Below are 15,274 nucleotides of genomic sequence, written 5' to 3'. Positions count from 1 at the left end.
CGATCACTTAGATCGCAAACCTGGGCGCAGTCGGGGCTGATCGATTGACTGGGGCGCGTAATCGCTTTCGACGCACAAGGACTCCCCATGACCCGACAGCTGCATCTCGGCGGCTTCCTGATCGCCTCACCCGTCACCCATTCGCATGCGGCGTGGCGTCATCCAGGTTCGGAGACCGACTATTTCGGACCTGAGCACTACCATCGGGTGGGGCGCATCCTGGAGCGCGGTAAGTTCGACTTCGCGTTTTTCGCCGATCTCCTGGCCGCGCCGGACCGCTTCGGCGGTGATCAGTCCGAACCGTTCCGTCGCGGTACGCAGGCTGCTGCGACGATCGACCCCAGTCTCGTCGCTGCGTCGCTGGCCGCGGTCACCAGTCGACTCGGGATCGCGGTCACCAAGTCCGCCACGTACTTTCACCCGTATGAGCTGGCACGCGTCTTCGGCTCGCTCGATCACCTGACGCGGGGACGGATCGCGTGGAACATCGTCACATCGCTGACGCAGGCAGAGGCCCGCAACTTCGGTCATGACGCGCACGTCGACCACGAGGAGCGCTACGCACGAGCCGAAGAGTTCGTCTCGACGGCCATCAAACTGTGGTCGAGCTGGGACGCCGACGCGGTGACCGCCGACAAGGCGACCGGCGTGTGGGCGGACCCGACCAAGATCCATCCCGTCGACCACATCGGCGAGCACTACCGCACCCGCGGGCCGCTCAATCAGCCGCGCTCGCCGCAACATCGACCGGTCTTGATCCAGGCGGGATCGTCGGAAACGGGTAAGAACTTCGCTGCCCGATGGGCCGAGGCGATCTTCGAGATCGATCCGACCCCGGAGGGCCGGCGCGCCTACTACGACGACGTGAAATCGCGCGTCGTGAACTTCGGTCGCAATCCCGACCACGTGAAGGTGTTCCCGTCGTTCATTCCGTTCATCGGCGAGACCGAGTCGATCGCCCGCGAGAAGCAGGCATTCCACAACGAGCTCGCCGACCCGATCTCCGGTCTGATCACGCTGTCGGTGCACACCGACCACGACTTCTCGCAGTACGACCTCGACGCACCCGTCGAGGACGTGAGGGTGAGCGGTACGCAGGGACTGTTCGAGGTTGCACGCAGGCTCAGCCACCGCGACAGCCTGACGCTGCGCGACATCGGCAAGCTCTACGCCCAGGGCGTGCTGCTGCCGCAGTTCGTGGGTACCGCCACCGATGTGGCCGACCAGATCGAGGCGTCCTTCACCGGGGGAGAGGCCGACGGGTTCATCGTGTCCAGTGCTCAGACACCGGGAACGTTCAACGACTTCGTCGACTACGTGGTGCCCGAATTGCAGCGACGCGGACTGTTCCGACGCGAATACGAGGGTGCAACCCTGCGTGAGCATCTCGGGCTCGGCGACGCCCACGAGGATCTCCCGGCCGACATCCGGGGGGAGGAGAGGGTGTTGGTCGGCTGACGGTAGGACGGCAGGGGTTGGTCTGACAGAAGGATGCCCTCGGCGTGGTGGAAGGGGTCTGGCCGGCGGGGCGCCTCGAATGCTGTCAGCAAGGATCCTCATATGACTCGTCCACGCACGCCCGGGCCCCGGAGCAGAAGGTGATGGTGGCCCGTGGCCGAGGGGAAATGCGGATCGCGGCCCAGATGACCTAATTCCTGGACTACGCGGCCGTGGCCGGCCACTGTCTGGCCGGCTGCTCCGCGCTGCCCCTCCTTGGTCTCCGTCGGGAGGAGTTGGGCGGCCTCCCGTGGTGAGATCTGGACGTGGAGGCCGGAGAGCTACACATTCGCCAGAGCCGGGTGGACGTGAACGGCCGCGATGCTATCGACACCGAACAATGGGGCTGGGTTATTGGTGGCCTGCGCGATCTGGTGGCAGTGGAGTTCGCCGATGGGACCGCCTTCTCGTTTCAAGGAGAGCCTTGAACAATTTGGTTAGGCCATATCCGGCACGATGCCTCGGCGCGCTCTGACAGACTGATGTGAACCACGCCGAGCAACAGGAGCTTTCGCCATGCAAGATCCGGAAACTTCGGGCGATCGGCTAGTCACGGCAGCATTCTCCACCGACCAGCTCAGCCAGCCGGGCTCACTGCACCGTTTGCAGGTTCAGATCGACAGCGCCTGCGAAGACTGCAAGACGATCGGCTGTCCCCGTTGCGAGAGCCGCGGGTACATCGCCGAGGAGCGGACGGTACAGTTCCGCATCCCTTCCTCCGTCCGGTTTGGGATGAAGATCCGGCTCGCAGGTCAGGGTGCGCCAGACGCCTATCGGGGCCACGGTGACCTGTATATCGAAGTCGTAGAAGCACCACCGTTCGGCGAAGCACGCAAGCTGTTCCCCCTCAGTGCGGGACTCGGCATCACACCAACAATGATGACTATGTGGGCAGCTGAAATGGCCCACGTACTCTTGCCCGACGAGCGCATCGACTATATCTTGCGGACGTCGGGAATCTCCCCGGTGCACGACCACTGCATCATCACTTCACAGCGAGTATGGATCGCCCCAACTCCACGCGATCCTTCGCTGACCCCGACGCCCACGTTTCACCGCGCGCGCACAGACCTCATCGACGCCACTGAACTGAAGAAGACTCGCGTTGTCCTCCACACCTCTGACGGAGCCGAGCACAACATCCCGCTGAAGAACCCCGCAGACCGGCCGCACATGATCGAGCTGCTGCGCCCGCCGCCCCCCGAACCGCCGGCAAACTTCGTGCCTTACGCAGCCGACGTCGCACCCCCAGCGGCGCGTGGATACACTTTCGACACATCCACACCGCCTCAACCCGGCGACCGAGTGCCGCCAGATTGCGTCTGGAGCCAGATCCCATATCCCGGACCGCTCCCAAGAGGCGCAAGAAGCTTGCTCCGGGTATCGCGCGTCATGAGCATCGACCCCGTAGCGCGCCCTGTAAACCAACTGACCTGGGTTCTAGGCGATCCCACCGCCAGGACAGAACACCCCGATGGCAGCTTCACGCTGCAGTGGCAGAAGATGACTCCGGCCAAGGGCAGCAGCTACCATATTGTCCTATCGTTTGATCGGTACGGTGTGTGTGAGTCCCTTAATCATCGGTGGATCGATACGTAACGCCGCGTCCATAATCGATATTGAGATTCACACTTCGATTCGCCTGAGGCTGTATTTGCTGGATATTTCCCCCGTCAAGTAATACTCGAAGAAGACTTGCGCTCCCGATTGTGCATCAAATACCTCGTTCGAGTACACCATCGTCCCATGGTCACCAATCTTTATATGGACCTCAGGATGCTCCGATTGACTGCTCGCAGGAGGTAACCCGACAACGAACTGAGCGACACTCGCATCGACGGCTTTTCGAATTTCTATCGTCATCTCCTCAGCCCGTCCCGCAGCCTGGACATAGAAGCTCTTCAGTGCGAACAGCTCCGATGAACTGAAGTCTCCCGACCACCCTGGCCTGGGCAGTTTAGAAAGGCTAATCGCGCAGTTGACACCGCCGTCGAGAGCCCGAAGCTCTGCTTCGAAGTCATCAACTGTCTCGTGCGGGCCGATGTACATGTCGCTTTGGCCAGTGTTGATCAAGTGCGTTGGAGTCGCCACGTTATCCCAGTCTTTCTTGCAGTCCCCGCTCAATGTCAAACGAGTACTACGCATCGAAATCACGCACCCGTGTGATCCTTACGGTCTTTCCATTGGGCAATGTTACCTTAGCGGGGTTACTTGGCGAAACCGCGTCGTCAAAGTTTCGCTGGTTAGCAGTTTTCCGTGCGTTTCCGCTCTTTATTTCTATCCCGGTATATGTACCGTCGGAATTTGGAACCAGGGCATCATAATACCGTCCCCGGGAGTTGGCGGCTGGGAACGAGGCCCGCTTTTGCTGAGAAATCAGACCAGGGTATCGCCTCCGCAACTCCTCGATCTTCTGTTGCTCCGCAAGCTTTCCATTGTGGGAAGGTCCGTTCCCTGATACCCAGTGTCCGAGAATGTCCCGGCCATCCCCACGGTCTTGCCCCGGCTGAAGCGCCCGCTGCGTCTCGGCGTCACCGAGCTTCTGCAAGCCGTTCAACGCCTGGGCTTTCAGGCCAGGTGGAAGTGCAGGCCAGGCACCAACGACAACGGTCGCTACGTCGGGCCCAATGGGTCGTTCTTGAGCCTGACCTGGGTCGAGGTGGTCATCTAGAACCAGGTCACCGTTCTGGTCATAGAAGTAGAAGTCCCCACCACGCCGTACGTAGAAGAGACCGTCCGGAGTTCGACCGGTAGCAAACTCTACGTTTTTGCCGTCTTCAATCCCCGACCAGTAAGTCTCCCCGTTGACCGTTTCTCCTTGGACCCAGCCGTTGCCGTTACCGTCGACAAACGCCGGTTTTCCGGCCGCGCTGACAGCTTGTCCGTTTCCGTCTTGGTAGACCAGCTGCCCGTCGGGTCCTTGGTGAGCCGAGGTAGCGGTGTGTTCTGTGCTTGAACCGTCCGGATTGTTCTGGGTCCAGACGTATTGGGGTTCGCCATCCGGCCCGGCTTGCACGTTCACACCGTCGAGAGTCTGTCCACCGAGGTTGTTCTGAACCCAGTCGCCGTACGAGCGCTCCTGACCGGGTGCGGGCTGCAGCCCCTGTGTGGGGCCGCGAGGTGCAACATCCTGCGGCTCTCCCCAAGGGGCCAGGAGCGAACGCAATCCCTCATCATCAGAATCTGAACCGCCATCCGGCGCGGACGGCGATTGCGCCGCCCGCTCATTGTCGGCTTGCGCTTGTGCCTGCATTTGATTGGCTTGCGCGGTCGACACGTTCGTCGTTGTCATCTGCCCTGAGGAGTCCGTCGACGAGACATTGGTCGTCCCGTTTCCTTGGTCGACGGTGGTCTGACTATTGGGCAGCATCGAGTCCTGCGTCGGCTGATACGGGCTGTATCCCGGATCGGGATTGCCGACGACCGCGGTGCCCGCTCCTTCGCCCTCGACGGCTTCCTGGCCGTTCGCCAGCGGTGTCGCGGTGATGCTTCGGCCCGTGATTGGGTTTTCACCACCGTTCAACGGGTCGGCCAGGATCGGATACAGCGCGTTCGGTGCGGGTTCGACGTGCTGGACCAGGTCACCGTTCTCGTCGACGGTGTACCAGGTCTTCTGTGGTCGCCCAGCGGCATCGAACGCCCACGGTTTCGCGATCTGGCTGACTGGTTTTCCGGTGGCGTCGTAGACGGTGGCCGACCCGTCCGGATTCACCCCGATATGCCCACCCGGTGGCACGTCTTCATGGAACACATAACTTTTCGGACTGCTCGGATCGTTGATCAACACCAACTGCGACGGACCCACCGTCGCCCGCTCTGATCCGCCACGCCGCAACAACGACCAACTCCGCAGCCCACCAGCGGACGCTGCGCGCCGTACCCGCGGATTCGCCGCGGCGAATGCCGCCGCACCCGCCACGACCCACGCCGCCAGCGGGATGTCGGGCTGTTTCGACCCGGAATCCAGAGCATGGGGCGGGGTACCTGGTTCAGGGTTCGCAGTGACCGCGCCCGGTACCGTCACCGCAGGAGCAGCGGTAGTAGGCACTACCGGCGTCTGCCCGGTGGTGTCACCCGGGGGTACCGGTTGCGGTGCTCTTGGCCGGACACCGCCAGCGTTCGGTGCGGTCGGTTCCGATCCACCGTTGCCACCACCCGCTGGCGGCTGTGGGCCGGCTTGTCCGGGCACAGTCACGATCGGTGTGCCGTTCCCTTCGCCCGGTCCAGGCCCGATATTGGAACCGACCTGTGGGCCGCCCGATCCCGCACCATTGGTGCCAGTTGTGGGTGCCGGGGTGTTCGTTGTCGGTTGGAAGGTGTTGGTGGGTACCGAGATACACGGCCAGTTCGCCCCGTACTGGGCGCGCATCTGATCACACAACGCATCGGCGTGTGCTGGAGCTGGTTCACTGCCGAGCGCAGCCACCGCGACTCCGCCGCCGATCGCCAACACCGCAGCGGCGAGCAGCCCGGTGCCGAGTCGGCGGCGCGGGAGCCGGTGACGCCCCCGACGCGGCTCTTCGTATCGCTGGCTACTGGAAGTCATTTATTTTGCCCCACATCAGGGCACCGAGGATCGCGTCCGCGCCGGCCCAGAACCAGCGTCCGGCGATTGACATGACCAGAAAGAAGACCAGGAATACCGGGATCACACCCCACCGGTCCGACCACTCACCGAGATTGGAGAGGTTCGCTGCCGCCAGCACTAAGAGCACGCAGCCGACGAGGAACAACACCACCTTGAGCACCGGCACACCGCCGCCACCTGTGGCGTTGTCAGGTTCGCTTTCGGCGTCGTTTCCAGCGGACGAGCGCCCCGCAGCATCGGATGCCGCAGGGAGTTCAGTGGTCACGGCATCGGCATCGAGGCGATGCGCGCCGCCCGACACCGACGACGAAGAGGTAGGAGCAGTCATACGGAATCACAGCCCTTCAGTGAAAAGACTCAAAGTACGAGGAGAGTGAGAGAACGTCGTGCCTTACGCACCGCATACCGGGGCGGAGGTCAGCGCCGTCAGGTCAGAGATAGTGCGGTTTGCCGTACACGTTGATCGTGTTGTCGTTCAACGCTGTTGACACACTCACGGTCACGTACGCGCGTAGTGCGACCGGCCCCAAACAGCCGTCGACCTTCACATGCACCCCATCGACGGTGATGCCGGCTTTCCCGGTCTGCATCTTCTTCGACCCGAACGGGATATCGGCGATCGTGCCCGGCCGCAACGTCGTGGAAATGTTCGGGGTGACCGTCGCACCGATCACCACCGCCGGCGGATAGGAAATGTTCATCTGCGCCGACGGACCACCCGAGATCCCGACCGTGGCCCCCGACGTCACATCGGTGTTGCAGCCGATCTGAAATCCTGCCGCGACGGTGCCCGCTTGGACCGGCACCGAACCCGACCCGGCGATGGCACCCTCACCCTTCAGACTCAGGAAACCCTCACGGGTCCACGGTGATTGGTTAAGCGGTGGCACCGACCGCACCTGCTCCTGGGACTTGATCGCCGAGACGACCCACCCGTCATCCGTGCGTTTCGTGACCTGCTGATCAGCAATCGAACTCGGTGCCGCACTAGAGAAACCCGCCCCGAGCGCCGACGCGGCCACAGCCAGCGCCGCACACACGCCTGTCAGTCCTGATCGTCTCCGCACCCGACTGCCATCGCTCACCGTGACACCGCCCCCACCACACTAGTGCATCACAACAAAACTGCGATGCCAGATTCTGAACTGTTCCCGAGTACCCAAACACGACTCACAGAATTCGGCAACCTAAAGATCGCCATCGACTTCTTTGATCCTGCAAGTGTGCTGGTCCTAGCGACATGCGAAAATTCTGGACCTGAAACAATCCCCAAGAATGGGGACGCGGAATCGGTTGACAAGGTTGGCGGGGACCCACAGCGAGCGCGCTGGCCGCCTATCGCCTCAGGCACTGAGTGAGCCACCTACGATTGGCGGCCACCGAGGCGTGTGGGGGGAGGCGGCGTGCGTCGCTGGGCACACGTCGACCCGGCAGCCTGAGCCGGCGACCTCAACGGCACCCCGCTCGACATCGACGAGGTCGATCCCGCCGGCCGGCCCAGAAACAAGCCGGAGAATCACCCCACAGAAGCCCGCTCGAACCCCGACGTCATCGAGAAGGGCGCAACCCTCTTCAGGCGAAGCCACGGGGGTCACATTTGATCGCGCCCGAGCTCACCCCTGTAACGAAGAAACCTCTCCGACCGAAGTCGGAGAGGTTTCTCTCGAGTGGAGCTAAGGGGACTCGAACCCCTGACCCCCACACTGCCAGTGTGGTGCGCTACCAGCTGCGCCATAGCCCCGTATTCTGTTCTCTCGCCCCTCGAAATGGGCACTGGCGAAGTTACACCATCGCGTGAACGGTAAACAAATCGCCTTGTCAGCGACGCGGTCTCGGAGGGCAGTGGTTCACTCGGTCTCCTTGGTCAGAATGGCCGTCAGCCACCCCGGGCCGTCGGTGATCCCGTTGACCGGCTCTCCGTTCAGCAACACCGTCGGGGTGCCCACTGCCGTGGTTTCCATGGCCTTTTCGAGTTGAGTGCGCGACTGTGCTGCAGCCTGCTTTGCCTCGGCGAGCTTGGCGCCGGTGGCGATGCACTGTTGCGTCGGGGGAGCGGCTCCCTGCGCGGCGGCGATTTGCGCCAGCTGGGCGTTGGAGTGGTCGGAGTCGCCGTTCTCCTTGGGCTGATCGACGAACAGCGCGGTGTGGAATCGGAAGAACAGCGCTGGGTCCTTGGCGTCACCGACACATTGCAGGGCTCCCGCGGCGCGTTCGGAGTAGTCACCCGACGCCGACCTCGAGTTGAGGAACGTCAGCATGTGATAGCGCACCCGGAGTTTGCCGGAATTGACGGCATCGATGATCGGCTGGCCGGACTGCTTCTCGAACTGCTGGCACACCGGGCAGAGGAAGTCCTCGAACACATCGATGGTGGTCGGGGCGGCGGGTTCACCCACGATCAGCGCGGCGTTCTCGTTGAGTACGGTGTCGCTGACCGGCCCCAGGTCCTTCTTGTTCGCGTTCCAGACGAAGCCGAGGATGACCAGCGCCGCCACTGCCACCACAGCGACGCCGACAAGTACATAGGTCGCCTTGCTGGAGGTCGACCGGGGCTGATGGCCGGACGGCGTCGACGTGGCGGATTTCCGCGACGACGCGGCCGAGGGCTTCGCGCGCGAGGCGTTCGAGGTCTTGCGCCGCTCAGTCACGCACTCGACTGTAACGGGTGGTCACCAACGAGCGAGCCGAGCGTTCGGCCAGGGCCGCGTCGAGCGTCGGCAGGCGTCGCTGAACGGTGGCAGAGGGTTGGGTCAGTGAGCCGCTTCGAAAGCCTCGAGCACGTTGGCCGGAATACGGCCCCGGTCGCTGACCTCGAACCCGTTTTTGGTTGCCCACTTGCGGATGGCCTGCGTCTGCTCTTTGCTGCGGGTGCCCGCGCCGCTCGTGGCGCGCTTGGCGGCCGGCTTGCGGGCCGAACCCGCGGTGCGCGACACCTCGATGTATCGGGCCACCGCGTCGCGGAATTGCTGAGCGTGGCGAGCCGAGGTGTCGAACTCGTAATCCTTGCCGTCGATAGACCAACGAACGGTCTCGTATTCGTCGAGAATCTTGCCGTCGATGTCGTCGACGATCTCGACCGATTGAACCTTTGCCATGTGGACCTCCAGAGCCTTCACTTCTGCCCGCCCTGAATGACGGCTGCCGGGCGTCACCGAAATGTCGGCACTGCCCAGAATGTGGGGGGCGTAGCCGTATGGTAGCCGGAATCGAATAAGAGAAACCTGAAAGAATCACTCACTCAACAGACGCCGAAAATCGGCGAAAAACGTGAAGGAATCCTCAGCTTGGTGGTGCGGGATTCGACGGCTCATCGGTGTCGGACGGAGTGCCGCCGGCGTCGGTGGAGTCAGTGTCGTCGAGCCCGAGCAGCGACTGCGGTGCGCGCTCGTTCGCGTAGATCTTGCGATAACCCGTTGAGGTGACCGCGAATCCGGTATCGGAGGTCGACTCGAGGCAATACGTGCCCGACGGGGAGACCAGACACTGGAATCGACCGACGGCAATCGTCGTCCCGAAGTCGACAATCGAACTGCGATAGAGCACCGGATACTCGTTGGAGCAGGCGCCGTGAGTGGGGCCGTCGGCGCTCAGGGTGATCAGGTTTGCTGCCCATTGACAGGTCGATGACTCCGATGCCGGGGGAGTGCCGTTCGCAGCTGCGTTGTTGATGCGGCATGCCAAGGTGGCCCGCCCATTGGTGCCGGTGGAACAACTGAGGTTGCGGTCGGGGGTGGAGAAGTGAAATCCCGACGTTTCTTGCAGCGGATCCGTCGAGCCGGTGGCACCGTCGTGATAATTGGAATTATCGGCGCGCGGTGCGAGCGAGACCACTCGGCCGATACTCCAATCCGGTAATTCGGTGGCGGTGTTGGTGATCGAGGCGGTTGTCGTCGATGTGCTCGGGGCATCGGACTCGGTGGTCAGCTGATCGGTCGGCGGCAGCACGATCTGGGACGGACCGTTGCCGCCCGACAGCGAGCATGCCGTCGCGCCGGCGCCGAGGAGGACGATCCCGATCGCGGCCAGTGATATCGACACGCGGCGCGACCATCGCGATCCGTACCCTTGCACTGTGTCGACCCCCAAGATCGTCCTGTTCTACGTGTTCACCCCGTTGCCCGACCCTGAGGCGATCCGGCTGTGGCAGCAGGCCGTGTGTTCCTCTCTCGGGTTGCGCGGCAGGATCATCCTGTCACGGCACGGCATCAACAGCACCGTCGGCGGCGACCTCGCCGCAGTGAAACGGTACGTCAGGGCCACCCATGAATACCCACCGTTCGCCCAAGCCGACATCAAGTGGTCGGAGGGCACCGGCGACGACTTCCCGCGGTTGTCGGTGCGCGTGCGACCGGAGATCGTCACCTTCGGCGCGCCCGAGGAACTGAAGGTCGACGAGTCCGGCGTGATCGGCGGCGGTGACCGACTGACCCCCCGTGATCTGCATCAACTCGTCGAGCAGCGCGGCGACGACGTCGTCTTCCTCGACGGCCGCAACCGCATCGAGTCGGAAATCGGCAGATTCGCCGGCGCGCTCACCCCGCCGGTGGAGACCACCCGCGACTTCGTGCCGCTGCTCGACAGCGGCGCCTACGACCACCTCAAGAACCGTCCGGTGGTCACCTACTGCACCGGCGGGGTGCGGTGCGAGGTGCTCACCGCGCTCATGCGCAACCGCGGCTTCGAGGAGGTCTATCAGCTCGATGGCGGGATCGTTCGCTACGGCGAGGAGTTCGGTGACGACGGACTCTGGCAGGGCTCGCTCTACGTGTTCGACAACCGGATGAACGTCGCGTTCTCCGACCATCCCGACGTGATCGCGGCCTGCGTCGAATGCGGATCGGCGACAAGCAATGTGGCCAACCATCCCGATCGGCTCGGTCGCGACCTCGCGGTCATCTGCGCCGACTGTCTCGCCGCCGCGGGTGTCACCGGGTCGGGTGATGCCTCGATTTCGGTGACGCCGCGATGAGCCGGGCAGGCGTTCCCGTCGTCGTGGTCGCCGGATTCCTCGGGTCGGGCAAGACAACGCTGCTCAATTACCTGCTGCGGGAGGGCGGTCGCGATGGTTCCGTCGGCGCGCGAATCGGGGTGTTGGTCAACGACTTCGGAGCGGTGAACATCGATGCCATGTTGGTCGCCGGGCAGGCCGACAGTGCCGTGAGCCTCGCCAACGGGTGCATGTGCTGCTCGGTCGACCGAGACGGACTCGACGCCGCGCTGTCGACACTCCTGCGGCCGTCGGCCCGTATCGACGCCATCGTCATCGAGGCCAGCGGCATCGCCGAACCACGAGCACTGATCCGCATGGTCACCGGCTCCGACGATCCCCGGATGCGGTACGGGGGACTGGTCTACGTCGTCGATGCGGCGATGTTCGCCCGCACCCGACACGAGCACCCGGAGATCGACCTGCACATCGCCGTCGCCGATCTGGTGGTGCTCAACAAGATCGACCTCGTCGAGCCCGAGGCACTCGACGACATCACGACGGTCCTGCGTGAGCTCAACCCGACCGCGGCGCAGATCTCGGTGATCGACGCCCGGGTCGACCCGGCGATGCTGTTCGATCCGGTCGTCGCGCCGGATGCCGACGCACCGGACAGTGCCGGCGACGACACAGGACCGGTGCAGCTCACCCTCGATGCGTTGCTCCATGATCCCGGACGCCGTGACTCCGAGACCCTGGATTGCGGTACCGCCGACGAGCACGAGCATGGCCATGGAGACCATCTCGGGCCGGGAACACACGGTCACCGACACCTGCACGACGAGTTCACCTCGGTCGAGTTCACCTCGACCGCGCCGATGGACCCGCGCCGGCTCGCGCGATTCCTCGAGCGGCCGCCGGTCGGTTGCTATCGGATCAAAGGAGTCGCGCACTTCGACCTGCCGGGGCATCGGCAGCGCCACATCGTGCACGGGGTCGGCGGCTTCGTCGAGGTGCGTCGCGACTCGTGGGCCGGCCAGGCCAGGCAGACCAGCATCGTCGCGATCGGAACGGGGATCGACCGTGACGAGGTCCTCAGCGTCTTGACCGCGGCCGTCGCCGACGACACCACCGCCGACGACGAGCACGGCATCCTGCACATCACCCGACACCTGCCCGCGCGCTGACCTGCGCCGACCCCGTGTCGTCAGGCTGGGCTGACCTCCGTGTCTCGATCCCGTGCCCGTCACGTCACAGCTGGCTAACGAATCCGATCAGCCCAGGTCACCGATTTCCGCATCTCACCCGCGACTGTTTGACTGTGTGAAAGCTGTGGCTATTGTGGCCAGTGTTGCTGCTTTGACTTGGGGTGGCGACGACCGAAACGACGACGCTGAGGATGTGCGAACATGTCGATCGCCCGGAGACGAGGCTCGCGAGCGCGACTCGCGATCACGGGGGCGGCCGTCGCCCTGCTGACGGGGTCGGCGGTGCTCACCGCCACCACCGGAAGTGCACCCGCATCGGCCGCACCGGCCACGGGCACCAGTCTTGCGGGCAAGACGATCTTCCTCGACCCCGGCCATCAGGGCGGCGCGGCCGGCCACGACCTGGCCAAGCAGGTTCCCGACGGACGCGGCGGCACCAAGGACTGCCAGACGACCGGCGCGACCGGGGTGAACGGCGTGGCCGAGCACACCGTCAACTGGGACGTCGCGCAGCTGGTGAAGGCCGGACTCGAGAGTCAGGGCGCGCGGGTGGTCCTGAGCCGACCCGACGACACCGGCTGGGGCGGATGCGTCGACGAGCGCGCTGCCGCGGCGAGCCGGTCGGGAGCGGCCATCGCGGTCAGCCTGCACGCGGATTCGACCACCACCGGTACGGATACGACCAAAAAGGGCTTCCACATGATCGTGCCGACGCTGCCGATCCCGGATGCGACGGTCAATCAGGTACAGGGCGGCGAAGGCCGCAAGGCGTCGACGATCATGCGTGACGCCTTCCTCAAGGCGGGCTTCCCGGCCGCCAATTACGCCGGGGTGAACGACGGAATCCAGACCCGCTCGGATATCGCGGCGGTGAACCTGACCAAGGTCCCGGCCGTCTTCATCGAAATGGGCAACCTTTCCAACCCGCAGGAAGCCGCCGCGTTGGCCGCCCGTGACGGTCAGGTCAAGTACTCGATGGCCATCACCGACGGGATCATCAACTACGTCAAGGGCTCTGCGGCCGCCACGATCCCCGGCGTCAGCAACCCCGGTGCCACCACGCCCGGTACGACGACCCCGGGTGCCACGACGCCGGGAACGACGACCCCACAGTCGTCCGGTGACGACGATGAACTGTCGGCGGTCCTTCCGTTCATCCAGCAACTGCTCGGCACCAAGGATCCCGCGGAGATCATGCGGTTGATGCTCACCGAGGGTCAGGACGCGTCGGCGCAGGTGCTCAACGCCATGCTCGAGATCGTCTACGGCCTGTTCGACGGAAAGCTACCGATCGGCTGAGTGTCCTCGACAGTCGGATTAGGGTCGAGGTCATGTCATTACGCGATCTGATCAGAATGGACCCGCCGGTTCCCACCCTGCGCGGACGCCGGGTGTTGATCACCGGGGCGGCCAGCGGAATCGGCTTGGCCACGGCACTTGCCGCGGCACGTGATGGCGCCGAACTCGTGTTGACCGACCTGCACGCCGACAAGCTCGACGAGGCGGTGACCACCGTCACCGAGGCCGGCGGGCACGTCGCCTTCCATTCCGCGGGCGACGTCTCCGACTACGAGTGGGTCCGCAGCTTTGCCCATGAGGTCGATTCCGAGGTCGGCGTGATGGACGTGGTGATGAACATCGCCGGTATCTCGGTCTGGGGCACCGTGGAGAACCTCGAGCACCGGCATTGGCGATCGGCCGTCGACGTCAACCTGATGGGTCCCATTCACATCATCGAATGCTTTGTGCCACAGATGGTTCGGCGGGGGCACGGCGGACATTTGGTGAATGTGTCGTCGGCTGCGGGACTGCTCGCCTTCCCCTGGCATGCCGCCTACAGTGCATCGAAGTTCGGCATCCGCGGGGTCTCGGAAGTACTGCGATTCGACCTGCGTCGTCATCACATCGGGGTGTCACTGGTCTGCCCGGGTGCGGTCGCCACCCCCTTGGTCAACAGCGTGGAGATCGTTGGTATCGATCGCACGGACCCGCGGGTGGCCAAGCAGATCGACGCATTCCATCGCGTCTCGGTCACCCCCGACACCGCCGCCGCCGCGATCATCAAGGGGATCAAGAAGAATCGGTTCATGGTCTACACCTCCTTCGACATCCGGTTCGGGTATTGGTGGGCACGCAAGTTCGCGTTGCCCTACGAGATCGTCATGCGAATCGCCAACGATCGATTCGCGCACCTCGCCCGGATCAGTGCGGTGTCGCGGGTCGACCCCGTGCCGGCCGACCCGGATGCCGCGCGAGAGCGATAACTCCTTGGACGAGAACGTCTTCCGCAAGACCCGCCGTGACGCCGACCCGGATTTCTTCGCGGCCGAGGCCGCCGGTCTACGGTGGCTGGCCGAGGCCGGAGCACCCGTCGTCGACGTCATCGCGGTGTGGGACAGCGGAATCGAGTTGCAGCGCTTGGACTCCGCCTTCCCCGACGCCGACGCCGCACGCGAGTTCGGCGCCGCTCTGGCGCGAATGCATGACGCGGGTGCCGACTCGTTCGGTGCGCCGCCCGCCGGATACCACGGACGACAGTTCATCGGCGAACGGCCGCTGAGTTCCCGCACCCACGCGAGTTGGGGCGCCTTCTACGCTGCCGAACGCGTCGAGCCCTACCTCGAACCCGCGCGCCGCGCCGGATATCTCACCGCCGACGACGAGGAACTGACCCGCTCGGCCTGTGCGGCCATCGCCGACGGAGTCTTCGACGACGACGAGTCACCGAGCCGGCTGCACGGGGACCTGTGGAGCGGCAACGTGATGTGGACACCCGACGGAGTGGTGATGATCGATCCGGCCGCTCACGGCGGTCACCGCGAGACCGACCTGGCGATGCTCGCGCTGTTCGGCTGTCCACAACTCGACGCCATCGTCTCCGCCTACGACCAGACCCACCCATTGGCGGCCGGGTGGCGCGACCGAATCCCGCTGCACCAACTGCATCCGCTGGCCGTCCACGCTGCAGGCCACGGACCCTCCTACGGGTCGGCGTTGGGGCGGGCGGCGCAGGCAACCCTCGCGCTCACCCGCTGAGAGGCTGACGGACAATCA

Annotated in this window: 15 protein-coding genes and 1 tRNA gene; 8 read left to right on the top strand and 8 right to left on the bottom strand. The window is 64.3% G+C overall.

Annotation, left to right across the window (positions count from 1 at the left end; all coding sequences use genetic code 11):
• Positions 1-87 precede the first annotated feature (87 nt).
• From AC5ZH6_RS17560 to AC5ZH6_RS17550, 3 genes are all read left to right on the top strand, one after another.
• Entirely contained in the window at positions 88-1,458 is a 1,371-nt protein-coding gene (locus tag AC5ZH6_RS17560) for an LLM class flavin-dependent oxidoreductase (protein WP_265076714.1), read from the top strand.
• 305 nt (positions 1,459-1,763) lie between these two features.
• Positions 1,764-1,925: a hypothetical protein gene (locus AC5ZH6_RS17555; protein ID WP_265076713.1), complete on the top strand. Its 162-nt coding sequence runs from the start codon at positions 1,764-1,766 to the stop codon at positions 1,923-1,925.
• Between the two features lie 88 nt (positions 1,926-2,013).
• The gene (locus AC5ZH6_RS17550) at positions 2,014-3,096 is read left to right on the top strand and encodes a hypothetical protein (protein WP_265076712.1); all 1,083 of its coding nucleotides are present in this window, start codon (positions 2,014-2,016) and stop codon (positions 3,094-3,096) included.
• Positions 3,097-3,123: 27 nt separating this feature from the next.
• On the opposite strand, the gene AC5ZH6_RS17545 is transcribed toward AC5ZH6_RS17550, so the two are convergent.
• From AC5ZH6_RS17545 to AC5ZH6_RS17510, 8 genes are all read right to left on the bottom strand, one after another.
• The gene (locus AC5ZH6_RS17545; RefSeq protein WP_265076711.1) at positions 3,124-3,651 is read right to left on the bottom strand and encodes a hypothetical protein; all 528 of its coding nucleotides are present in this window, start codon (positions 3,649-3,651) and stop codon (positions 3,124-3,126) included.
• On the bottom strand, positions 3,635-5,284 hold the full coding sequence (locus AC5ZH6_RS17540; protein ID WP_265076710.1) for a hypothetical protein: 1,650 nt from the start codon (positions 5,282-5,284) through the stop codon (positions 3,635-3,637). Before AC5ZH6_RS17540 ends, AC5ZH6_RS17545 begins: the two co-directional genes overlap by 17 nt.
• A gap of 745 nt (positions 5,285-6,029) precedes the next feature.
• Positions 6,030-6,350, bottom strand: a complete 321-nt coding sequence (locus AC5ZH6_RS17535) for a hypothetical protein (RefSeq protein ID WP_288338341.1) — start codon at positions 6,348-6,350, stop codon at positions 6,030-6,032.
• A 166-nt stretch (positions 6,351-6,516) separates the two neighbouring features.
• The gene (locus AC5ZH6_RS17530) at positions 6,517-7,170 is read right to left on the bottom strand and encodes an MspA family porin (RefSeq protein WP_265076708.1); all 654 of its coding nucleotides are present in this window, start codon (positions 7,168-7,170) and stop codon (positions 6,517-6,519) included.
• Between the two features lie 583 nt (positions 7,171-7,753).
• Positions 7,754-7,826 (bottom strand) — tRNA-Ala (locus tag AC5ZH6_RS17525).
• 106 nt (positions 7,827-7,932) lie between these two features.
• The gene (locus AC5ZH6_RS17520) at positions 7,933-8,733 is read right to left on the bottom strand and encodes a DsbA family protein (RefSeq protein WP_238534722.1); all 801 of its coding nucleotides are present in this window, start codon (positions 8,731-8,733) and stop codon (positions 7,933-7,935) included.
• Between the two features lie 102 nt (positions 8,734-8,835).
• A complete protein-coding gene (locus AC5ZH6_RS17515; RefSeq protein ID WP_006367728.1) occupies positions 8,836-9,180 on the bottom strand; it encodes a histone-like nucleoid-structuring protein Lsr2 in 345 nt (114 codons plus the stop codon).
• Positions 9,181-9,364: 184 nt separating this feature from the next.
• The gene (locus AC5ZH6_RS17510) at positions 9,365-10,123 is read right to left on the bottom strand and encodes a hypothetical protein (protein ID WP_265076707.1); all 759 of its coding nucleotides are present in this window, start codon (positions 10,121-10,123) and stop codon (positions 9,365-9,367) included.
• A 34-nt stretch (positions 10,124-10,157) separates the two neighbouring features.
• Between AC5ZH6_RS17510 and trhO the strand changes: the two genes are divergently transcribed.
• The 5 genes from trhO to AC5ZH6_RS17485 all read left to right on the top strand — a co-directional run bounded on the left by trhO (position 10,158) and on the right by AC5ZH6_RS17485 (position 15,256).
• Complete coding sequence (trhO, locus tag AC5ZH6_RS17505; RefSeq protein WP_288335838.1) at positions 10,158-11,054, top strand: oxygen-dependent tRNA uridine(34) hydroxylase TrhO; 897 nt, start codon at positions 10,158-10,160, stop codon at positions 11,052-11,054.
• On the top strand, positions 11,051-12,199 hold the full coding sequence (locus AC5ZH6_RS17500) for a CobW family GTP-binding protein (protein ID WP_288335839.1): 1,149 nt from the start codon (positions 11,051-11,053) through the stop codon (positions 12,197-12,199). Before trhO ends, AC5ZH6_RS17500 begins: the two co-directional genes overlap by 4 nt.
• A gap of 222 nt (positions 12,200-12,421) precedes the next feature.
• Entirely contained in the window at positions 12,422-13,519 is a 1,098-nt protein-coding gene (locus tag AC5ZH6_RS17495; RefSeq protein WP_288335840.1) for an N-acetylmuramoyl-L-alanine amidase, read from the top strand.
• Between the two features lie 32 nt (positions 13,520-13,551).
• Positions 13,552-14,484 (top strand): SDR family oxidoreductase, encoded by a 933-nt coding sequence (locus AC5ZH6_RS17490; RefSeq protein ID WP_020170669.1) that lies wholly within the window; start codon positions 13,552-13,554, stop codon positions 14,482-14,484.
• A complete protein-coding gene (locus tag AC5ZH6_RS17485; protein WP_288335844.1) occupies positions 14,465-15,256 on the top strand; it encodes a fructosamine kinase family protein in 792 nt (263 codons plus the stop codon). The genes AC5ZH6_RS17490 and AC5ZH6_RS17485 overlap by 20 nt, the downstream gene beginning before the upstream one ends.
• The last annotated feature ends 18 nt before the right edge of the window (positions 15,257-15,274 follow it).

The sequence above is a fragment of the Gordonia sp. YC-XJ4 genome (genome assembly GCF_059511865.1).
This window is presented reverse-complemented; position numbering and strand designations above follow the sequence as displayed.